General features: G+C 68.4%; 21 protein-coding genes. 11 read left to right on the top strand and 10 right to left on the bottom strand.

Annotated features, from left to right (window positions below; genetic code table 11):
• The coding region (locus A5756_RS15105) for an NAD(P)-dependent oxidoreductase (RefSeq protein WP_304441119.1) at positions 1 to 572 on the top strand (572 nt) is incomplete at its 5' end.
• A 74-nt stretch (positions 573 to 646) separates the two neighbouring features.
• Positions 647 to 1,465 carry a formate/nitrite transporter family protein gene (locus A5756_RS15100; protein WP_066953599.1) on the top strand — a complete coding sequence of 273 codons (819 nt, stop codon included), beginning with the start codon at positions 647 to 649 and terminating at the stop codon, positions 1,463 to 1,465.
• Between the two features lie 3 nt (positions 1,466 to 1,468).
• On the opposite strand, the gene A5756_RS15095 is transcribed toward A5756_RS15100, so the two are convergent.
• The gene (locus A5756_RS15095; protein ID WP_066953598.1) at positions 1,469 to 2,401 is read right to left on the bottom strand and encodes an LLM class F420-dependent oxidoreductase; all 933 of its coding nucleotides are present in this window, start codon (positions 2,399 to 2,401) and stop codon (positions 1,469 to 1,471) included.
• 116 nt (positions 2,402 to 2,517) lie between these two features.
• Here A5756_RS15095 and A5756_RS15090 point away from each other — a divergent pair, with 116 nt between their 5' ends.
• Positions 2,518 to 2,955: an ATP-binding protein gene (locus A5756_RS15090; RefSeq protein WP_066953597.1), complete on the top strand. Its 438-nt coding sequence runs from the start codon at positions 2,518 to 2,520 to the stop codon at positions 2,953 to 2,955.
• Between the two features lie 11 nt (positions 2,956 to 2,966).
• On the opposite strand, the gene A5756_RS15085 is transcribed toward A5756_RS15090, so the two are convergent.
• Positions 2,967 to 4,325, bottom strand: coding sequence for a wax ester/triacylglycerol synthase family O-acyltransferase (locus tag A5756_RS15085; RefSeq protein ID WP_066953596.1), 1,359 nt, complete (start codon positions 4,323 to 4,325; stop codon positions 2,967 to 2,969).
• A 174-nt stretch (positions 4,326 to 4,499) separates the two neighbouring features.
• Between A5756_RS15085 and A5756_RS15080 the strand changes: the two genes are divergently transcribed.
• Positions 4,500 to 5,480, top strand: coding sequence for a methylenetetrahydrofolate reductase C-terminal domain-containing protein (locus tag A5756_RS15080; RefSeq protein WP_066953595.1), 981 nt, complete (start codon positions 4,500 to 4,502; stop codon positions 5,478 to 5,480).
• Positions 5,477 to 6,232 (top strand): class I SAM-dependent methyltransferase, encoded by a 756-nt coding sequence (locus A5756_RS15075; protein ID WP_066953593.1) that lies wholly within the window; start codon positions 5,477 to 5,479, stop codon positions 6,230 to 6,232. Before A5756_RS15080 ends, A5756_RS15075 begins: the two co-directional genes overlap by 4 nt.
• A 7-nt stretch (positions 6,233 to 6,239) precedes the next feature.
• On the opposite strand, the gene malQ is transcribed toward A5756_RS15075, so the two are convergent.
• The 4 genes from malQ to A5756_RS15055 form a co-directional block, all read right to left on the bottom strand.
• Positions 6,240 to 8,225, bottom strand: coding sequence for a 4-alpha-glucanotransferase (gene malQ / locus A5756_RS15070; RefSeq protein ID WP_066953591.1), 1,986 nt, complete (start codon positions 8,223 to 8,225; stop codon positions 6,240 to 6,242).
• Between the two features lie 134 nt (positions 8,226 to 8,359).
• Positions 8,360 to 8,995 carry a phosphate signaling complex protein PhoU gene (gene phoU, locus A5756_RS15065; RefSeq protein ID WP_066953589.1) on the bottom strand — a complete coding sequence of 212 codons (636 nt, stop codon included), beginning with the start codon at positions 8,993 to 8,995 and terminating at the stop codon, positions 8,360 to 8,362.
• A gap of 82 nt (positions 8,996 to 9,077) precedes the next feature.
• Positions 9,078 to 10,406, bottom strand: a complete 1,329-nt coding sequence (locus A5756_RS15060; protein ID WP_066953588.1) for an MFS transporter — start codon at positions 10,404 to 10,406, stop codon at positions 9,078 to 9,080.
• 180 nt (positions 10,407 to 10,586) lie between these two features.
• On the bottom strand, positions 10,587 to 11,180 hold the full coding sequence (locus A5756_RS15055) for a hemerythrin domain-containing protein (RefSeq protein ID WP_066953586.1): 594 nt from the start codon (positions 11,178 to 11,180) through the stop codon (positions 10,587 to 10,589).
• Positions 11,181 to 11,363: 183 nt separating this feature from the next.
• On the opposite strand from A5756_RS15055, the gene A5756_RS15050 reads away from it, so the two are divergent.
• The 3 genes from A5756_RS15050 (at position 11,364) to A5756_RS15040 (ending at position 13,339) form a co-directional block, all read left to right on the top strand.
• On the top strand, positions 11,364 to 12,248 hold the full coding sequence (locus A5756_RS15050) for a cyclopropane mycolic acid synthase family methyltransferase (protein ID WP_066953582.1): 885 nt from the start codon (positions 11,364 to 11,366) through the stop codon (positions 12,246 to 12,248).
• 162 nt (positions 12,249 to 12,410) lie between these two features.
• Positions 12,411 to 12,893: a DUF5666 domain-containing protein gene (locus A5756_RS15045; protein ID WP_231989176.1), complete on the top strand. Its 483-nt coding sequence runs from the start codon at positions 12,411 to 12,413 to the stop codon at positions 12,891 to 12,893.
• Positions 12,894 to 12,985: 92 nt separating this feature from the next.
• Positions 12,986 to 13,339 (top strand): VOC family protein, encoded by a 354-nt coding sequence (locus A5756_RS15040; RefSeq protein ID WP_066953579.1) that lies wholly within the window; start codon positions 12,986 to 12,988, stop codon positions 13,337 to 13,339.
• 3 nt (positions 13,340 to 13,342) lie between these two features.
• Here A5756_RS15040 and A5756_RS15035 read toward each other — a convergent pair whose 3' ends face one another.
• The 3 genes from A5756_RS15035 to A5756_RS15025 are packed head-to-tail and all read right to left on the bottom strand — an operon-like array spanning position 13,343 to position 15,592.
• Positions 13,343 to 13,609 (bottom strand): YdeI/OmpD-associated family protein, encoded by a 267-nt coding sequence (locus tag A5756_RS15035; RefSeq protein ID WP_066953578.1) that lies wholly within the window; start codon positions 13,607 to 13,609, stop codon positions 13,343 to 13,345.
• A gap of 5 nt (positions 13,610 to 13,614) precedes the next feature.
• Positions 13,615 to 14,520 carry a hypothetical protein gene (locus A5756_RS15030; RefSeq protein WP_066953577.1) on the bottom strand — a complete coding sequence of 302 codons (906 nt, stop codon included), beginning with the start codon at positions 14,518 to 14,520 and terminating at the stop codon, positions 13,615 to 13,617.
• A 34-nt stretch (positions 14,521 to 14,554) separates the two neighbouring features.
• Positions 14,555 to 15,592 (bottom strand): amidohydrolase family protein, encoded by a 1,038-nt coding sequence (locus A5756_RS15025; RefSeq protein WP_066953576.1) that lies wholly within the window; start codon positions 15,590 to 15,592, stop codon positions 14,555 to 14,557.
• Positions 15,593 to 15,713: 121 nt separating this feature from the next.
• Here A5756_RS15025 and A5756_RS15020 point away from each other — a divergent pair, with 121 nt between their 5' ends.
• Positions 15,714 to 16,433, top strand: coding sequence for a CoA pyrophosphatase (locus tag A5756_RS15020; RefSeq protein ID WP_066953619.1), 720 nt, complete (start codon positions 15,714 to 15,716; stop codon positions 16,431 to 16,433).
• Positions 16,434 to 16,483: 50 nt separating this feature from the next.
• Here A5756_RS15020 and A5756_RS15015 read toward each other — a convergent pair whose 3' ends face one another.
• Positions 16,484 to 17,071, bottom strand: coding sequence for a PadR family transcriptional regulator (locus tag A5756_RS15015; protein WP_066953575.1), 588 nt, complete (start codon positions 17,069 to 17,071; stop codon positions 16,484 to 16,486).
• 121 nt (positions 17,072 to 17,192) lie between these two features.
• Here A5756_RS15015 and A5756_RS15010 point away from each other — a divergent pair, with 121 nt between their 5' ends.
• Both A5756_RS15010 and A5756_RS15005 read left to right on the top strand, forming a co-directional pair.
• On the top strand, positions 17,193 to 17,615 hold the full coding sequence (locus A5756_RS15010; RefSeq protein ID WP_066953574.1) for a nuclear transport factor 2 family protein: 423 nt from the start codon (positions 17,193 to 17,195) through the stop codon (positions 17,613 to 17,615).
• A 12-nt stretch (positions 17,616 to 17,627) separates the two neighbouring features.
• Positions 17,628 to 18,665 carry an LLM class F420-dependent oxidoreductase gene (locus A5756_RS15005; RefSeq protein WP_066953573.1) on the top strand — a complete coding sequence of 346 codons (1,038 nt, stop codon included), beginning with the start codon at positions 17,628 to 17,630 and terminating at the stop codon, positions 18,663 to 18,665.
• Positions 18,666 to 18,668: the final 3 nt, after the last annotated feature.

Below are 18,668 nucleotides of genomic sequence, written 5' to 3'. Positions count from 1 at the left end.
AGGGGTGGGTGCGCGACGGGCCATTCCCCTACGCCCGCGACGTCAGCGGCCTGCAGGTCGGAATCTTGGGGCTGGGCCGCATCGGTTCGGCTATAGCGACCAGGCTGGTCGGATTCGACTGTGCCGTCGCGTATCACAACCGTCGTCGCATCGACGGATCGCCGTACCGTTACGCCGACTCGCCGGTGGAACTGGCCGAATCGGTCGACGTCCTCGTCGTGGCCACCACCGGCGACTCCAAGACGCACCAGCTGGTCGACCGGCGCGTCCTCGAGGCGTTGGGCCCCGAGGGCTACCTCATCAACATCGCGCGTGGCAGCGTCGTCGACCAGGGCGCGCTGGTGGAATTGCTGGCCGGCGGCGCCCTGGCCGGTGCGGGTCTGGACGTCTTCGTCGACGAACCGCACGTGCCGGCCGAGCTGCTGGACATGGACAACGTGGTGCTGTTCCCGCACATCGGCAGCGCCACCGCCCGGACTCGCAGGGCGATGGCGCTGCTGGCGATCCGCAACCTGGAGAGTTACCTCGACACCGGTGCGCTGGTGACACCGGTGCTGCGACCGCGCAAGTGACAGCGGGGCCGCCCCTGTCAGATGCCTCACACCGGATGGTCCAGCCCCGATTAACGGGTACTAGGCCATCCACCATGAGTGACACGACCCAACGCGAGCTCGGAGACACCAACAGTCCCATCGAGGACGAGCTCGAGGACGCGTTCAGCAGGATGCTGAGCGAGGGCACCCAGCGTCTGCACCGCACCTGGCGCGGCGTGTTGGTCACCGGCTTTTTCGGCGGGACCGAGGTGGGAATCGGGGTGCTCGCCTACCTGTCGGTGTTGGACGCCACCCACCGGCCGCTGTTGGCCGGATTGGCTTTCTCGATCGGTTTCCTGGCCCTGCTGCTGGGCCGCAGCGAGCTGTTCACCGAGGGCTTCATCATTCCCGTCGTGACCGTGGCCGCCAAACGCGCCAGCCTCCGCCAGCTGGCCAAACTATGGGGCGGCACCATGTTCGCCAACCTCGTCGGCGGCTGGGTGATCATGTGGTTGATCATGACGGGCTTCCCAGAGCTGCACGCCCAGACGATCGAGTCCGGCACCCATTTCGCCACCGCGCCGGTGTCGGCGCAGAGCATGGTTTTGGCGATCCTCGGCGGCATGGTCATCACGCTGATGACCCGGATGCAACACGGCACCGATTCCGTGCCGGCCAAGATCGCGGCCGCCGTCGCCGCAGCGTTCCTGCTCGCCGGGCTGCGGTTGTTCCATTCGATTCTGGATTCGTTGCTGATCTTCGGCGCGCTGGTTACCGGGAAGGCGCCGTTCGGTTATCTGACATGGCTGGGCTGGTTCGGCTACACCGTGGTGGGCAACATGATCGGCGGGCTGCTCTTCGTGACGTTGCTGCGGCTGCTGAGGAGCAAGGATCGGCTCGAGGAGGAACGCGCCGAGGCCGAGTCCGTGTGAGCCTCAAAGCAGTTGCGGCATAACCTCACTCGCCAGTAGTTCCAGGTGCCCGAGATCGGTTAGGTCCAGCAGCTGGGTGTAGACGCGCTGCACGCCGAGGTGTTTCCACCCGCCCAAGTTGTCGACGATCTGCGCGGGAGTGCCGACCAGCGGGCTGTTCGAGCGCAACTCGTCGAGGTTGCGGCCGATCGCGTCGGCGCGGCGGGCCACCTCGCGGTCGCGGCGCCCGGCGCAGAGCACGAATGCGCTCGAGTAGACCATCGAGTCGGCCGGCCTGCCCGCCTCGGTGACCGCGTCCGCCACCCGCTGAAATTGCTTCTCGGCCACGTCGATCGGCGCGAAGGGAATGTTGAACTCGGCCGCGTACTTCGCCGCCAGCTGCGGAGTGCGTTTGGCGCCGAGACCGCCGATGACGATAGGCGGATGCGGGGTCTGCGTCGGTTTGGGCAGCGCCGGCGAGCCGGTGATGGTGTAGTACTTGCCGGCGTAGTCGAAGGTCTCACCGGGCGGCGTCGTCCACAGCGCTGTGACGATGGCGAGCTGTTCGCTGAGCCGGTCGAACCTCTCCCGCAGCGGAGGAAAGGGAATCCCGTACGCCTGATGCTCCTTCTCGAACCAGCCGCTGCCCAGTCCGAGTTCGACACGCCCCGCGCTCATGTCGTCCACTTGCGCCACCGCGATGGCCAGCGGACCCGGATGGCGAAACGTTGCGGAGGTCACCAGGGTGCCGAGCCGGATGCTCGACGTCTCCCGCGCGATTGCGCCCAGGGTCACCCACGAGTCGGTGGGACCCGGTAGGCCGTCGCCGCTCATCGCCAGGTAGTGGTCGGACCGGAAAAACGCTGCAAAGCCCAGCTGCTCAGCGGTTTGGGCGACGGCGACCTGATCGGCATAACGGGCGCCCTGTTGCGGTTCGATGAAGGCACGGAATTCCATAGGATCCCTCTGTATGTCGTTGTACGGCAACCCGATTCCGAACGTGTACCCGCCCGTTGCCAAAGCGAGACGCGAAGGGGTTTAGCACCCCACCCGCACCGGGGTATGTCCTTAGCATGACCTCACTACTTCCACCCAGGGTCGTCACGCCCGCGCGATTGACCTGCGCTGGTGCCGCCGACGCCGTCACGGCGGCGGAACTGCGCCGCGCCCTGCGCCGGTGGCTCCAGGAAGTGACGGAGGCCCCGGCTGAAGTGCGCGACGACATCATTCTGGGCGTCAATGAGGCGCTGGCCAACTGCGTCGAGCACGCGTACCGCGCCCAGACCACGGTCGGCACCATGAAACTGCAGGCCAGCTACGATCCCGCCGCCCAATCGATCAGCGTGTGCGTCAGCGATCGTGGATCCTGGCACCCCCCCGCGCCGCAGCGGCTCAACGATCCCCGGCGATCCCGCGGCCTCCTGCTGATGCACGCGCTCGCCGACCACTGCACCATCAACGCGCGGCCCAACGGCACGACGGTGTGCCTGGACTACACCACCAGGCCCTAGCCGTCACCCGCTCACACGCCGGTGGCGCGCTCGAGGTCTTTCAACGAGGTCTCCAGGTGGCCCAGCAGCCGCTGCAGGTGCGGGATGCTGCGGCGGCAGCCCACCAGACCGAAGTCGAGGTTGTCGGCGTTGTTGGTGACCGTGATGTTGACCGCCTGCCCGTCGAGTGGGATGGACAGCGGATAGTTGCCGTCCAACCGGGCGCCCCGCCAGTACAGCGGCTCGGAGGGACCGGTGGAGACGTTGGAGATGACGATGTTGAAGGGCGGTGAGGCCGCCGACAGGTACCCGGGGATCAGCCCGAAGAACAGGCCGCCGATGTTGAACGCCGACAGTGCCAGTTGCTGCACCGGTGGCAATTGCTGGAACACGTCTTTGGTGTCGCGGATCGACGTGCTGACGATCTCGAGGCGCCGCCCCGCGTCGTCGAGGTCGGTCGCCAGGTTGCACAGGAACGTTCCGACCAGGTTGCCGCCGCGGTCGTCGTCGGTCTTGCGCAGATTGACCGGCACCATCGCGGTCAGTGGGGCGTCGGGCAGGGCATCTTGCTCCAAGAGGTAGGCCCGCAGGGCCCCGGAGCACATGGCGAGCACGACGTCGTTGACCGTCACTCCGGCCGCCGACTTGATCGCCTTGATCCGGTCCAGCGACCACGACTGTGCGGCCACTCGCCGGGCACCGCCGATCCGGACGTTGAACATGCTGCGCGGCGCGCGGAACGGGAGTGTGAGTTGCTGTTCGAGCAGCGCCGCCCGGGCCAGTTTGAGGGTGGATGGCGCCAGGGCGAGCGCCGACCCCGCGGTGCGGCCGGCGCGCTCGAGCAGTGACTGACTTTTGTGTTCCTTGCTGCGTTTGCGCGGCCCCAGGGTCCACGGGACGCGCACCTCGTCGTCGTCCGGGTCGGGGGTGAACGCGCGCTGCACCAGCCGCATCGCGGACACGCCGTCCATGAGGGAGTGGTGGTACTTCGTGTACACGGCGTACCGACCGTCCTGGAGGCCCTCGACGAGGTGGGCTTCCCACATCGGGCGGTGGCGGTCGAGCAGGCTGCCGTGCAGCCGGGACGCCAGCTCCAGCAGATCGCGGACCCGCCCGGGCTCCGGGAGGGCCGAGCGGCGCAGGTGGTAGTCGAGCTCGACGTCGTTGTCGAACGACCACGCGAGGTTGGTCAGACCACCGAAGAAGGCCGGGTGCTTGCGGAACAGCGGTTGCACATCCGTGCACTCGAGCATGGCCTGATAGGCCTCGCGGACGAAATGGGGCCCGGCGTCCTCGGGCGGCTCGAAGAGCTGAAGCGATCCCACGTGCATCGGGTGCTCGCGGGACTCGCCGATGAGGAACAGCGCATCAGTCGGCGATATCGGTTCCATGGTCAACCCCGTTCGTTTCGCTGCACCGTCCGCGCGGTACACGCCCATCTCCTAGTAGCCGCCGGGAACGTTTGCTAATCCCGAAACAGCACTCCGAATCCGGTCCCGGCCCGAGGGCTTGCGGGCGCGGTCGTTGGGGTACATCGATGCGAACACTGGCGCACGGGGAGTGAGATGTCGGCGGGTTTGGAGTGTCCGAAACGAATGGAGTTCGGACCGTGCGGCGGGGTGCGGCCCGACGGCCAATGCGAGATGCGCCCGGGCGCGTGCGCGTTCGACGGCGTGGTGGCGTGGTCTGGCCGTCAGCACGCGGCGCGTCCCGCTCGCGCGCCACTGGTGCTCACCGATTTCAGTTGCACCCCGTTCGATCGCCAGGACGTCGCGGCGACCGCGGCCGTGCTGGCGCCGGGGTGCGACGCCGTCCTGGTCGGGGAGCACCAGAACAAGCCCGATTTTCCGCCGACGCTCATGGGGTCACTGCTCCTCGACGCCGGCGTGACGCCCTGGATCACGTTGTCGTGCCGCGACCGCAACCGCGTGGTGCTCGAGCAGGAGCTGCGGGGGTTGCGCAGCATCAACGTGGAGACGGTGTTGTGCGTGACGGGCGACGGGCGCGGCTACGACGTGCGTCCGGACGTCACGCAGACCTTCGACCTCGACGGGCCGCGCCTGGTTTCGCTGGCCGCTTCGACGGGAATGGTCGCCGCGGCGCCCGAAACGCCCACCGCCCCGCCCGTAGCAGACCGGCCCGCCCGGTTGGTCCAGAAGCAACGGGCCGGAGCGAGCCTGGCCGTCCTCAACCACGTGCCCCGTCCCGAGATGGTGGCCGACTTCGTGAGGGCGGCCCGGGCGGCGGGTCTGGCGATCCCGGTGATCGCGGCGGTGGCGGTGTTCACCGACGCCGTGTCCGCGGCGGTGCTGCAAGGCTTGCCCGGCCTGGAACTCGATCGGGCCGTGACGGAACAGGTTTTGGGCGCGCCGGATCCGGTGTCCGCCGGGATCGAGGCAGCGGTGGCCGCGGCGCGCGCGCTGCTCTCGATCGAAGGCGTCGAGGGAGTCAACGTGTCCGGTTTGGCGTCCGCGGCGGGCGGGCGCATCGGTGCGGAAATCAAGGCGGAGGTCGGTCGCCGAATACGAGTGGAGGGGCGTCGATGACGGAAGCGATGGAGGCAGAGTTCGACACCGTCGCCGAGTGGACCGCGCAGGTGGCCGCCGACCTCGGGCCGGATTATTACGTGCCCGCCGGGTGCCGGGGCAGTGGCAGTCCGGCCGCCCTCGATTGGTTGATAGCGGAGATGGGCCTGGCGCCCGGTTCCACGTTGCTGGACTCCGGGGCGGGCGTCGGGGGCCCCGCGGCCTACGCGGCGCGAGAGCGCTCGGTGCGGCCGGTGCTCATCGAGCCGGAGACAGGTGCGTGCCGCGCGGCGAAGAAGTTGTTCGGCTTCCCGGTGGCGTGCGCGCTGGGGTCGGCCCTACCGGTGGCGGACTCGAGCTTCGACGCCGCGTGGGCACTTGGCGTGTTGAGCACGACACCGGATCACCTCACGGTCCTCGAGGAGCTGCGCCGTGTCGTCCGGCCGGGCGGCCGGATCGGCCTGCTCGTCTTTCTCGCCCACGGCGACAAAGCGAACGAGACGTTGGACGGCAACCATTTCCCGACGCCCGGCGGGCTACTCGACCTGGTTCGGCGCGCGTCGCTGCACGTCGAGCAGCGGCTCGGCACCGCGGACCTTCCGCCGATCTCCGACGCGTGGAACGAGCGCGTCGACGCCGTGACGGACGCCCTGAGCGACCGGCACGGGCACACGGAGGCCTGGCAACTGGCCGAACGCCAAAGCGCACAGATCGGGCGGCTGCTCGACGAGGGGACACTGACCAGCGAGCTGCTGGTGCTGCGGCACGCGTGAGACTCGGTTACGGCGACTCGCGGAAGGCGGCGGTGATCTCGGCGACCCTGGGGTCGGCACGTAGCTCCTCCAGTGTCTGCGCGAGCGGGAGCCGCCAGTTCGGGTACTCGTCGATCGTGCCCGGCAGATTGGGCTGCCGGGGTTCGGCCAACACGTCGTAAGGCGAAATCAACTTCAGGCGGCTCGGTGTCGCCGCCAGCAACCGGTGCATCGCGGTGATGATCGCCGCCTCATCCGGATCCGGGCCGTCAAGCAGGCCCTCGGACCGCAGCAGCTCCAACCATTCGGCCCGCTCCTTGTCGGCCACCGACTGCTCGCCCGCCACGTCGTCGAGCAGCCCGAGATCGGCGCGGGCCCGCACGTGCTCGGCGCGCAGGAAGCCCGCGGCGGTGGGCAGGTCGTGGGTGGACAGGCTGGCGGCCGCCCGCGACGGCCATTGTGGCGGCGTCAGCAGCGGCTCCCCGGGGGCGGACTCGTCGCGGGTGAACCAGGACACCGCGCACCCGAGCATCCCGTTGCCGGCCAGCGCCTCAGTCACCTCCGGTTCGACGGTGCCCAGGTCCTCGCCGACCACGGTGGCTCCGGCCCGGTGTGCCTCCAGGGCGAGGACGGCGAGCATCACGTCGGCGTCATAGTGCACGTAGGTGCCCCGATCCGGACCGTCGCCCGGGGGAATCCACCACAACCGCCACAGGCCGGCGACATGGTCGATCCGCAGGCCGTCGGCGTAGGTCACGACGGCGCGCAGCATGTCGCGCAGGGCGGCGTAGCCGGTGGCGGCGAGGCGGTCCGGCCGCCACGGCGGCAACCCCCAGTCCTGTCCGCGGGGAGTGAAGTTGTCCGGTGGCGCCCCGACACTGACCCCGGTGGCGAGCACGTCGGCCAGCGCCCACGCGTCCGCGCCCTCGGCGTCGACCCCGACGGGGAGGTCGTGCAACACCCCCAGGGCCATCCCCGCGCTTCGGGCGGTGTCGCGCACGGCGACCAGCTGCTCGGCGCAGCGCTGCTGCACCCAGGCGTGGAACGCCACCCGGGGCGCCAACTCTCGCCGCGCCGCCGCGACGGCCGGCCCGGCGACGTCACGCAGGGGCTCGGGCCAGCGGCTCCACCGGCCGCCGTGCCGCTCGGCCAGTGCGCAATACGTGGCCCAGTCGCGCAGGCCCGTGCCGGCGGCCGATCCGTCCAGCGGACTGGGCCGGCCCTCGGCGCGCCAGAGCAGCTCCAGCGCCGACCGCTTGGCCGCCCACACGAGGTCGTGGTCGATGCGTTCGGTCGTTGCCGAGACCCGCAGCGCATCCACCTCGGCGCGGGTGTCCGGGTCGGCCCGGCGGTACGCGTCGAGGTCCTCGACGCGCAGCGCCAGCGGGTTGGCGAACCGTCGGCTGGAGGGGGTGTAGGGCGACGGCTGCACCGGATGGGTCGGCCCGGGCGCGCTGAGCGGGTTGAGCAGCACCGCGCCGGCACCGTGCTCGGCGACGGTCCAGTTCATAAACTCCCGCAGGTCGCCCAGGTCGCCGATGCCCCAGGAGCGGGCCGATCGGAGGGCGTAGAGCTGCAGCATCCAGCCCCAGGTGGCGGGGGCCGCGGGCACCTGGGGTGGCGCGGCGACCAGGGTGGCCTCCCGCCCGTCGCGCAGCTGCAGCCGATACCAGCCGGGGGTCAGGTCGTCGGGCAGCTCGTCGCGCACCTCGGTGCGGTCGCCGTCCTCGCTCACCAGGACGGCCGCGCCGGGCAGCGGCCGGGGCCGCCCATCCAGGCGGACGGAAACGGTGGGGGGCAGGGCGCCGGCGCGGTCGCGCTCGGCCAGCTTGGCCAACTCGCGGCGACGGTCGGCTTCGCTGGCGGCGTCGACGTCGAGCAGGCCGAGCACGCGGATCACGACGTCGGCGTCGACCTCGACGGGCTCGCGCCGCTCGTTGCGGTAGGAGGTGGCCACCCCGTGTGCCGCGGCCAACCGACGCAGGTCGTCGGGAACCGGCTTGGGATTCGCCATCAGCGCGCCGGCCCGGGTGGGGAGCCGGCGGGGGCGATGGGACGACGATGACGAGGAAGCACATCGCTTATATACCCAAGCCGGGGCTTCTCACACAGGCCGCCGAAACCCGTTTGGTGGCAGCCGGTTTCGGCCTAATGCCCGGTGGCTTGGAAGATGACCCGCCGAGCAATCTGAACGGCGTGGTCGGCGAACCTCTCGTAGAAGCGCCCCAACAGGGTGACGTCCACCGCGGCGGCGACACCATACGGCCATCCGGGATCCACCAGCGCCGCCAGCAATTGGCGATGCAGTTCGTCCATCGCGTCGTCGTCGCGGCGAATCTGTGCCGCTCGGCGAGGATCCCGGTCCAGCAACACTTCTCGGGCGACACCGGCCAACAGCTCGGCCACCTCACCCATCTCGGCGACCTGTCGGCGCACGTCTTCGGGTACGGCATTGCGGGGATGGCGCATGCGGGCGATCTCGGCCACGTGGACCGCCAGCGCCCCCATCCGCTGGGCATCCGCGGCGATCCGAATGCCACTGACCACCGCCCGCAAATCGGTGGCCACCGGGGCCTGCAATGCCAGCAGAGTGAACGCGGTCTCCTCGACGCGAGCGTTGACGGCGACGACGTCCTCCTGGCCCGCGATGACCCGTTCCGCCAGGGCCAGGTCGGCCTTCAGCAGCGCAACCGTGGCCTGTCCGATCGCCTCTCCGGCCATCGCGCACATCGCCCCGAGTTGTTCGGTGAGCGTCCCCAACCGATGGTGAAAAGCGGTTCTCATGCATTAGGAGTAGGCCGGAATGCGCGAAATAAACGTCGTGGTGCGCGCCCGTTGAAAGCGCTTCTTTCCCAATGCCTTTAGATCACCTGACGTCGTCGGCCAGCTCGCGCGCCTCCCGCTCGCTTTCCACCGCGGGCCCGGAGCCGGGCAGCGGCTTCCTGGCGACCTCGGGCGTGAACAGCAGCGTGACGGCGCCCACCAGTCCACCGAAGATCAACATGTAGGCGGGTGCCATGACGTTGCCGGTGCCCGACACCAGCGCCTGGGCGATCAGCGGCGTGGTGCCGCCGACCGCCGATATCGAGATGTTGTACGAGATGGCCAGCGATCCGTAGCGCACGTTGGTGGGGAACAGGGCCGGCAGCATCGCGGGAGCTGTGCTGTCGAAGCACAGCTCCATCAGCCCGATCAGCAGCACCCCGAGGAAGATCACCGGGTAGATGGCGCCGAAGCGGATGAGCAGGAACGCCGGAATGGAACCCACGACCAGCAGTGCGCAGCCCGTCCACATGATGGGTTTGACGCCGATGCGGTCGGACAACGCGGCGACGAGCACCACGGTGACCATCAGGATCGCCAGCGTCACCACGATCATCACCAGCCCGGCGGTGTGGCCGACGCGCACGAACAGCTTGAGGTACGTCGGCAGGTAGCCGGTCAGCATGAAGTCGGCGACCTGAGAGGTCAGCACCAGAGCCGCGCAGATCAGCAGCCCCCGCCACTGATCCACGACGGTGCGCCGAAATTGTTGTTTACGCCCGCCCGAGTGCGGCGCGCCCTCCGTCGCGTTCTGGTAGGCGGATGACTCCTTGAGCCGTAGCCGCAGGAACAGCGCGAACAGGCCGAAGGGCGCGCCCAGCAGCAGGGGGATCCGCCAGCCGTAAGCCAGCATGGCGTCGTCGGGGAGCCAGGTCTGCAGCCCGGTCACCATCATCCCGGCAAGCACGAAGCCGACCAGGTTGCCCATCGGCAGAAACCCGACCATCATGCCGCGTTTATGGTCGGGGGCCTGCTCGACCAGATAGGTCATCGCGCCGACATACTCACCGCCGGTCGACAAGCCCTGGAATATGCGGGCGATGACGAGCAGGATCGGCGCCCAGATGCCGATGGTGCTGTAGCCGGGCAACAAACCGGTCACGGTGGTGCTCACCGTCATCATCAGGATGGTGACGACAAGGACCCGGTGTCGTCCGATGCGGTCGCCGAGCGGGCCGAAGATGAACCCGCCCAGCGGGCGCACCACGAACGCCGCGGCCAGCGTGCCGAACGTGGCGATGAGGTGGACACCGCTGACGCTCTTACCCGGGTAGAAAACCTGGGCGATGGTGGTGGCGATGTAGCCGTAGACGCCGAAGTCGTACCACTCCATGAAGTTGCCGATCGCGGTCCCCATGATGGTTTGGCGCATGGCCGGGTCGGCGACCCTGATGTCTTTGCGTGCCCATTTCCTCCGGCGGCCCCGTGCATTCATCGACGAATTGCGTACCCAGAAGTCTCGCGGGCCGAACAAAATCGCACTCCCAACCGGCTCTATAGTGTCCATCGACCGGTGGCCGATCGTAGCGGCCGCGGCAAGGTCGGCGGGAACTCACTGACCTTTCAGGCTGCCGATGCGAAGCGAGAAATCCTGGGGGGTTGACTGCTCCTGCGGCTTCGACTGCGTGGTGGCCTCGATATCCTCGACGTAGCGCTCAGGGTCGCGGTCGACGATCGGCAACCCCTCGGTGGTGGGGTGCTCGGCCATGAAGTCGCTGTATTGCCGCCCGAGCGCTTCGCGAAGGCCGATGGGGGCGGCGCGACGGAAGTCGGACAACCCTTCCCGCTCCTCTTCGCCCATGTGCTCGTCGTTGGCCTCCCGGGTGCGGCCGACCGCCGCCCACCACTGCTCGCTGCCGACCCGGGCTGCGTTGGCGTCGCGCACCCCGTCGCGAATGTCGTTGTGATCCCCGATGGCGTCGAGCGTCTCGCCCTCGGCGTCGTCGGTGCCCCGCTTCAGCAATTGCGGGTAGAAGATCTTCTCTTCAATATAGGCGTGCACGTCGAGCTTGTCGGCAAGAGGACGCCACACCCGCGTCAGGGCGGTTTCGTCGGTCGGATCCTGCGCCTGCAGGTAGTCCAGCTGGGCGAACTGTTCGCGGAACCACTCGTGGTCGGCGAGGATCAACATGGTGATGTCAGCCATCGCGCCGCCCCACCTCCCTCACCGCAGCGGTTCGCGGCCATGGTGTCCCATAGCGGCGGGCCAGTCAACCGACCGGGAACACTCCAGAAGGGGTGCATACACCGTCCGGATACACTAGGGCACCAGCGTGTTGATCGCCCTCGATCGCGCGCCGCAAAAATCCACCACAGTCAGAGGTTGTTTGTGCCTGAGAACCGCAGCGAGCCCGTGAGCCTAGAGCCGCATTTCGACGACGTTCAGGCCCACTATGACCTGTCCGATGAGTTCTTCGCGTTGTTCCTGGACCCGACGCGCACCTACAGCTGCGCGTACTTCGAGCGCGACGACATGACCCTGGAAGAGGCGCAGCTCGCGAAGGTCGACCTGTCGCTCGGCAAGCTCGGGCTGCAAGCGGGCCAGACGCTGCTCGACATCGGCTGCGGCTGGGGCACCACCATCGTCCGGGCGCTCGAGCGGTACGACGTCAACGTCGTCGGCCTGACCCTGAGCCGCAACCAGCAGGCGCATGTGCAGCAGCGGCTGGACCAGCATCCCAGCCCGCGCAGCAAGCGCGTGCTGCTGCAGGGCTGGGAGCAGTTCGACGAAAAGGTGGACCGCATCGTCTCCATCGGCGCCTTCGAGCATTTCGGGCGCGACCGCTACCCCGACTTTTTCAAGATGGCCTACGAGGCGCTGCCCGCCGACGGCGTGATGATGCTGCACACCATCATCCAGCCCAGCCAGGAAGAGTTCGCCGAGCGCGGGCTGCCCATCACCATGACGAAGCTGCGGTTCATGAAATTCATCATGGACGAGATCTTCCCGGGCGGTGACCTGCCCGCCGCGAAGACCGTGGTGGAGCACGCCGAGCGCGCCGGCTTCGGCGTCAAGCTCGTCCAGCCGCTGCGCCTGCACTACGCGCGCACCCTCGACACCTGGTCGGCCGCGCTCGAGTCGCGCCGCGACGAGGCCATCGCGATTCAGTCCCAAGAGGTGTACGACCGGTACATGAAGTACCTCACCGGTTGCGCCGACCTGTTCCGCGAGGGCTACACCGACGTCGCGCAGTTCACCCTGACCAAGGGCTGACCACCCCGGCACTGATCCGGCCGGCCCACAAGTGGTCCGCCGGGCCGGTTTATCGGCACCCCGCCCGGGGTAAATCCACGAGCAACAACCTGATTCGGTACGCGCCGACCTTCGTCGGCGCAAAACCGCAGGGAAGGACTGATCGTGGGTGCCAGGCATCGGATGAGCGTGACCCCGGAGCAAAGACCGCGGGCGGGTGCGCTGCGCCGGTCGGGTGTCGCAACGGTATGTGAAGTCGCTTCGGCTGCGATGCTGTGTGCGGCGGCGTGTGCGGCGCTGGTGCTCAACGTCCCGCACAGCGAAAAGCGAACGATCGAGGCGAGCCAGGAGCCGCCGGCGGCTGCGCAGCCGGTGCGGCAAGTGGGCACGGTGATTGCGGTGTCGGCGGGCTCGGTCACCGCGCGCAGCGCCAACGGCTACACCCAGACCTACCTTGTCACCCCCAACACGACGCTTATTGGTCACGGTGGCCAATCCGCTGCGGCCGCTACGCATTTCACGGTCAACGACCGGGTCGAGATCGTCGGAACCATTCAGGACGGCGCTGTCCTGGCCACCGCGGTGGCCGACCGCGACGCCGGACGCGGGGACGGGCCGCCGATGGATTACCTTGACGGGCAGATTGTTCCGGCCGGCCGCACCTGAATCTCGCCCTGCGCAATGAATCTGCCGCTCGGCGCCTTCCCCGAGCAGCCCTCCCGGCCTAGTCTCTATGCCATCCAGCCAGAGGAGGCACCGTGAGCGAGCACGAAGTGAAAATGATCATCCTGTCGACCGACGACCTCGACGAGTCGATCCGGTTCTACGGCGAGACGCTGGGCATGCCGCTGAAATTCCGCGACGGGGCGCACTTCGCAGCCCTCGACGGCGGGTCGGTCACTCTCGCACTGGCGACCCCCGTGGACCATCCGATCCCGGGTCACGTCGTTGTCGGCATCAAGACCGCCGACGTCGACGCCGCGGCGAAGGCGGTGGAGGCCAGCGGCGGCGGCATCGTCAAGGCCCCGTACGACGACGCACACGAACGCCGCGCGGTGGTCTACGACAACAAGGGCAACGGCCTGGTCTTCTACAAACCGCTCGCCCGCTGACAGCTACTTGCCGGTGCGCTCGCGGTGCTTGCACCCCGGCCAGCAGCATGGCCGGCGCTTGCCTTCTTCCAGCTCCTCCTGCGTCCGGCGAATGCGGCGCTGCCGCGTGGTTTTCTGCTTGGCGTCCTCGACCCAGCAGATGAACTCGTTGCGGGCCAGGGGCGTGATGTCTTTCCACGCGGCGAGGGCCGCGGTGTTGCCGATCAACGACTCGCGCAGGTCCGCCGGAAGCTTGTGCACCACCCCGCCGGGGATTCGCTGGCTGCTCATAAGGTTTAGGCTAACCCGTCGGTCACGCTCAAATGTGCGCTGTTGTCGTACAATTCGTCGCGGCGCAGGCCCATTGGCGTGAGGTCTGGGACGTCCCCTCCGGCGACCACGGCGCGGGTGAGGGGTGTGAGAGCCCGAAACAGCGTCTCCACCTCGTCGTCGCTGAGCGCATCGAGCGCCGACAGGGCGAGCGTGTCGGTGGACCGCTCGATGTGATCCTTGAGTTCCCGGCCGGCCGCCGTCAGCGCCCCGTCGTCGTCGAGCAGCCCGCGCTCGGCCAGGCGCCGCTCGTGGTGCCGCCACGCGGCTTCGTCGTAATCGCGGGTGCGGGCGATGTATTCGCGAGGAACCCCACCCGCCGCGGCGTGTAAGACATTGGAGTCGCGGCCCGAGATGCCGGCGGCCGCCAGCACGGCGACGTGCCCGTCGCCACGGTGCTCACGCAGCAACGTGGTCGCGTGCCACAGCGCGGCGAGCGGATCGTCCGGCCACGGCAGTGCCAGGTTCGCGGCGAACAGCGGCCGCGCGTCGAGCGGTGCGCGCCGCGCCGCCTTGCCCGCCAATTCCGCTGCGGTGCGGACATTTTCGTTCGAGTCGAGTCCGTAGCGGCGTAGTGCGGCGACCGCGGACTCCTGCCGGGCGCGCGACGCCGCGTCGGGCCCCGCGATCTGCCATGCCGCGGGCAGGGCCTTGGCGACCCGCTCGGGCGCGAAGTTGTAGAAGATCGCGGTGATGACCTCGCGGGGGACTATCCCCAGCGGTGCCGACCGGGCGGCGAAGTAACCCATCCAGAAACCGCGGTAGCCCAGCCCGTCCAACGCGGCCCGCGCCTCCGGCGCGAAATACGTCACCGCGTGCACCGGCTCGAACCGGTCGAAGAAACGTCGCGCCAGCACCGGTTCTCGTTGCATGGTCGTAGTTAACCACCCCGAGGGTTGCCGGTGCTCAAAGCCTCAGCAGGCGCTCGGCATTGCGGTGGGCGATCTTCTCGCGGTCGGCTTGGCTGATCGGCATCCGATCGAGAAACTCCCGGCACGCCTTGATGTTTCCGTAGGGATAGTCGGCGGTGAAGACGACGCGGTCGATCCCGATGACGTTGACCATCGCCAGGTAGGCGTTGAACGACAGGCTCCAACTGGGATCCATCGCGCCGGGCTGCTGGCTGAAAAAGTCACCGGCGAGGATGCCGCCGTAGAAGTTCTCCCGCAGGTACTCCTTCACCGTGCGCTTGAGGCCCGTCTCGGCTATCGGAAATGAGTAATCGGTCCGCCATCCCATCCAGCTCAGCGCCTCGAAGTGGTGGCCCACGATGATCTGCAGCTGCGGAAAGCGGTCGAACACCCCACTGAGGATCAGCCGCAGGCAGTGCACCCCGGTGTCGATATGCCAGCCGACCCCGGCGGCCGCCAACCGTGCCGTTATCTTGCGATCGAAGCCGGCGTAGTAGGCGTCGATGACCGCCTGCGGCGGCACGGTGGGGTGCAAAAAGACTGGCACGCCGAGCGTTTCGGCGGATTCGAAAACCGGCCAGAAGAAGGTGTCGTCGAGGTAGCGGCCGTTGACATGGCCGTTGATCAGGGCGCCCACGAAGCCGTGGTCGTGGACGGTGCGCTCGAGCTCGCCGGCGGCCGCCGCCGGGTCGCGCATGGGCAGGGTGGCGAAGCCGCGGAACCGATCCGGGTAGCGGCCAATCGCCGCCGCCACCTCGTCGTTGGCCCGCCGCGCCAGCTCGACCGCCACCGCGGGTTCCAGCGTCTCGGGGCCCGGGACGGCGTGCGAGAGGATCTGCACGTCGATGCCCGCGGCGTCCATCGCGGCGATCCGGCCCTCGCCGAGGTCGTTGATGCCCGGCGGCCACTCCCCATCCGCTCCGGGGGAGCCGTAGCCCGCGTGCGTCAGCAGTTCGGTCGCCGAATCCAGGCCCTGGTGTTCTTCGGCTATGGCCGCAAACCTGTAGTGCTCCTCGATACCGATGACCTTCATCCGTCTCCTCCCGTTCATGGACACCTACGAGGCCGGCGCGCTGGGCGTTCATCGGGTACCAGGATTGTCATTGCGGCGGTGGATCGTCGACCGCGGGCGGCCCCCGCATAGTCTCGAACCCGTGACCATCCCGTATGACGATGCGCTGTGTGAGCGGATTCGGGGGCATCTGGCGGGGCATGACCGTCGCGAGGTGACCGACCCGACGAAGCGGCACGCGGCGGTTGCCGTGGTGCTGGTGGACTCGACCCTCGGCGAGGACCGGGTCGACCCGGCGCCGGTCGACGAGTGGAACGGTGACCGCCCGCTGCCGGAGGCCGGCCTCGACGGCCGGATGGTCGACGTGTCCGGGGGCGCGGCATTCCTGTTGTGCCGCAGGGCATCCCGTCTCACCTCACATGCTGCGCAGTGGGCACTGCCCGGTGGGCGGCTCGACCCGGGTGAGACCGCCGCCGACGCGGCACTGCGGGAACTGCACGAGGAAGTCGGCATCACCCTGCCCCCCTCGACCGTGCTGGGACTCCTGGACGACTACCCGACCCGCTCCGGGTACGTCATCACCCCGGTGGTGATCTGGGGTGGCGGCCGGCTCGACCCCCGGCCGGCGCCCGACGAGGTGGTGGCGGTGTACCGGGTGGGGCTGCACCAACTGCAACGCGCCGATTCGCCGCGGTTCATCACCATCCCGGAGAGTCCCCGCCCGGTCGTGCAGATCCCACTGGGGAACGACCTCATTCATGCACCGACCGGCGCCGTGCTCCTGCAGCTGCGGTGGTGGTGTCTGGAAGGCTGTCACGACCCAGTCGGCGAGCTGGAGCAACCGGTCTTCGCCTGGAGGTAGGGAGCGCTGGACCGCCCCGCGTTGACACCAACCCCGGCCGAGGCTGCCGATCACCGACGACGTGCACGGGTCTTCCTGGCCGGCGCGGCCAGGCGGCGATCAAGGGCGGCCAGCGCGCGCTCGGCCCACCGAACGTTCTCCTCCTCGAACGCGATTCCGCGGAGCAGCGTCAGGTACGGGCCGATTCGCGGGGCGTGGGCCAGGAAGTCCTCCTCGTCGCGTCCGTCGAGCACGCGCGCACGCAACCGTTCGTATCGTTGCAGTTTGGCCGTGGCCCATTGCAGCCGTTCGACGATGGACTCACGCACCGCGCGCGTGTCGCCGGCGTCTGCGGCCTGGAGCTTGACCAGCAGTTCGTCGCGGACCACCGACGGCTTGGGCGGCCGCGCGGTGAACTCCTGGATCGCCTCGCGGCCGGCATCGGTCAGCGAGAACAGGCGCTTGTTCGGCCGCCGCTCTTGGTGCACCACCCGCGCCGCGATGAGACCCTGCTCGGCGAGCCGGTCGAGTTCGCGGTACAGCTGCTGCGGCGTGGCCATCCAGAAGTTCGCGACCGAGGCGTCGAATTCCTTGGCCAGGTCGTACCCGGATGACTCCCCCTCGAGGAGGGCCGCCAATACCGCATCCCGTAGCGACATCGACCCAGGCTACAACGGGGTGAGTAATCAACAAAGTGATTAATCGCACTATGGACACGGCGGGGCCGGCGGCATAGCGTCAACGGCACTCCTGAAACGAATTCACTAGGTGAGGTGTCGGATGCATCCGTTCCGCAAGGCGGTCGAAGAACGTGACGAGAAGGGCATCCAGGCCCTGCTGGCCGACGACGTGGTGTTCATCAGCCCGGTGGCGTTCAAGCCCTACGTCGGCAAGCCGATCACCGCGGCGATCCTGCGCGGTGTCATGCGCATCTTCGAGGACTTTCACTACGTCCGCGAGATCCACGACGGCAGCGGTCGCGACCACGCGCTCGTGTTCGAGACCGGAATCGCCGGAGCGCCGGGGGTGAGGATCACCGGTTGCGACTTCCTGCACTTCAACGACGACGGTCTCATCGACGACTTCGTGGTGATGGTCCGACCGCTATCGGGCGCAAAGGCGCTGTCGGAGGCCATGGGCGCCCAGTTCGACCGAATCCAGCAAGAAGCGCTCGAGCTGGCCGACGAGTTCGCCACCGCCTAGGAGCAAACGATCATGCGAGTCGGATTGGGCATCAACTACGCGGGCGGTTTCAAGGACGTGGCCGCCGAAGTGGCCGACCTGGAACGGGCCGGACTCGACATTGTCTTTGTCCCCGAGGCATATTCGTTCGACGCGGTGAGCGCGCTGGGGTACCTGGCCGCCAGTACCGACACGGTCGGACTGGCCTCGGGGATCCTGCAGCTCTACACCCGAACGCCCACGCTGACCGCGATGACCGCCGCCGGTCTCGACTACGTCTCCGACGGTCGGTTCACCCTCGGCCTGGGCGCTTCCGGCCCGCAGGTCATCGAGGGCTTCCACGGTGTCCCGTACGACGCGCCGATCGCACGCACCCGCGAAGTGATCGACATCTGCCGCCAGGTGTGGCGACGCGAGACGCTCAAACACCAGGGCAAGTACTACACGATTCCACTGCCCGCCGGGCAGGGCACCGGCCTCGGCAAGCCGCTCAAGCTCATCAATCAGCCTGTTCGGGAACGCATTCCGATACTGGTGGCGGCGCTGGGGCCCAAGAACGTCGAGCTGGCGGCCGAGGTCGCCGAGGGTTGGCAGCCGATCTTCTACCTGCCCGAGAAGGCGCACGAGGTGTGGGGAGACGCGCTGGCCGCCGGCCGGGCCAAGCGCGACCCCAATCTGGGTGAGCTCGACATCTACGCCGGACCGGTGCTGGCCATCGGCGAAAACGTGGAACCACTAAGGGAATTCGTCAAACCCCACCTGGCCCTGTACATCGGCGGAATGGGCGCCAAGGGCAAGAACTTCTACCACGCCCTGGCCACCAAGTACGGCTACGGCCCGCAGGCCGATCGGATTCAAGAGCTCTACCTCGCCGGTGACAAGGACGGCGCCGCGAAGGTCGTGCCCGACGAACTCGTGCGAGACGTGAACCTCATTGGTAGCCGCGAATTCGTCAAGGATCGCCTGGCCGCGTTCCGGGAGGCAGGGGTTACCACCCTCAACGTCTCGCCCATCGCGTCCACACCCGCCGAGCGGATCAAGCTGATCGAGACTCTGCGCGAACTCCTGTGATCA

Source organism: Mycobacterium sp. 852002-53434_SCH5985345 (assembly GCF_001667155.1).
In the GTDB taxonomy this organism is placed as follows: Bacteria; Actinomycetota; Actinomycetes; order Mycobacteriales; family Mycobacteriaceae; genus Mycobacterium.
This window is presented reverse-complemented; position numbering and strand designations above follow the sequence as displayed.

Bases quoted from the DNA above. Each gene is read 5' to 3' on its own strand.
- A5756_RS15100 (WP_066953599.1), top strand. From the start codon at position 647: ATGAGTGACACGACCCAACGCGAGCTCGGAGACACCAACAGTCCCATC.
- A5756_RS15095 (WP_066953598.1), bottom strand. From the start codon at position 2,401: ATGGAATTCCGTGCCTTCATCGAACCGCAACAGGGCGCCCGTTATGCC.
- A5756_RS15090 (WP_066953597.1), top strand. From the start codon at position 2,518: ATGACCTCACTACTTCCACCCAGGGTCGTCACGCCCGCGCGATTGACC.
- A5756_RS15085 (WP_066953596.1), bottom strand. From the start codon at position 4,325: ATGGAACCGATATCGCCGACTGATGCGCTGTTCCTCATCGGCGAGTCC.
- A5756_RS15080 (WP_066953595.1), top strand. From the start codon at position 4,500: ATGTCGGCGGGTTTGGAGTGTCCGAAACGAATGGAGTTCGGACCGTGC.
- A5756_RS15075 (WP_066953593.1), top strand. From the start codon at position 5,477: ATGACGGAAGCGATGGAGGCAGAGTTCGACACCGTCGCCGAGTGGACC.
- malQ (WP_066953591.1), bottom strand. From the start codon at position 8,225: ATGGCGAATCCCAAGCCGGTTCCCGACGACCTGCGTCGGTTGGCCGCG.
- phoU (WP_066953589.1), bottom strand. From the start codon at position 8,995: ATGAGAACCGCTTTTCACCATCGGTTGGGGACGCTCACCGAACAACTC.
- A5756_RS15060 (WP_066953588.1), bottom strand. From the start codon at position 10,406: ATGCGCCAAACCATCATGGGGACCGCGATCGGCAACTTCATGGAGTGG.
- A5756_RS15055 (WP_066953586.1), bottom strand. From the start codon at position 11,180: ATGGCTGACATCACCATGTTGATCCTCGCCGACCACGAGTGGTTCCGC.
- A5756_RS15045 (WP_231989176.1), top strand. From the start codon at position 12,411: ATGAGCGTGACCCCGGAGCAAAGACCGCGGGCGGGTGCGCTGCGCCGG.
- A5756_RS15035 (WP_066953578.1), bottom strand. From the start codon at position 13,609: ATGAGCAGCCAGCGAATCCCCGGCGGGGTGGTGCACAAGCTTCCGGCG.
- A5756_RS15030 (WP_066953577.1), bottom strand. From the start codon at position 14,520: ATGCAACGAGAACCGGTGCTGGCGCGACGTTTCTTCGACCGGTTCGAG.
- A5756_RS15025 (WP_066953576.1), bottom strand. From the start codon at position 15,592: ATGAAGGTCATCGGTATCGAGGAGCACTACAGGTTTGCGGCCATAGCC.
- A5756_RS15015 (WP_066953575.1), bottom strand. From the start codon at position 17,071: ATGTCGCTACGGGATGCGGTATTGGCGGCCCTCCTCGAGGGGGAGTCA.
- A5756_RS15010 (WP_066953574.1), top strand. From the start codon at position 17,193: ATGCATCCGTTCCGCAAGGCGGTCGAAGAACGTGACGAGAAGGGCATC.
- A5756_RS15005 (WP_066953573.1), top strand. From the start codon at position 17,628: ATGCGAGTCGGATTGGGCATCAACTACGCGGGCGGTTTCAAGGACGTG.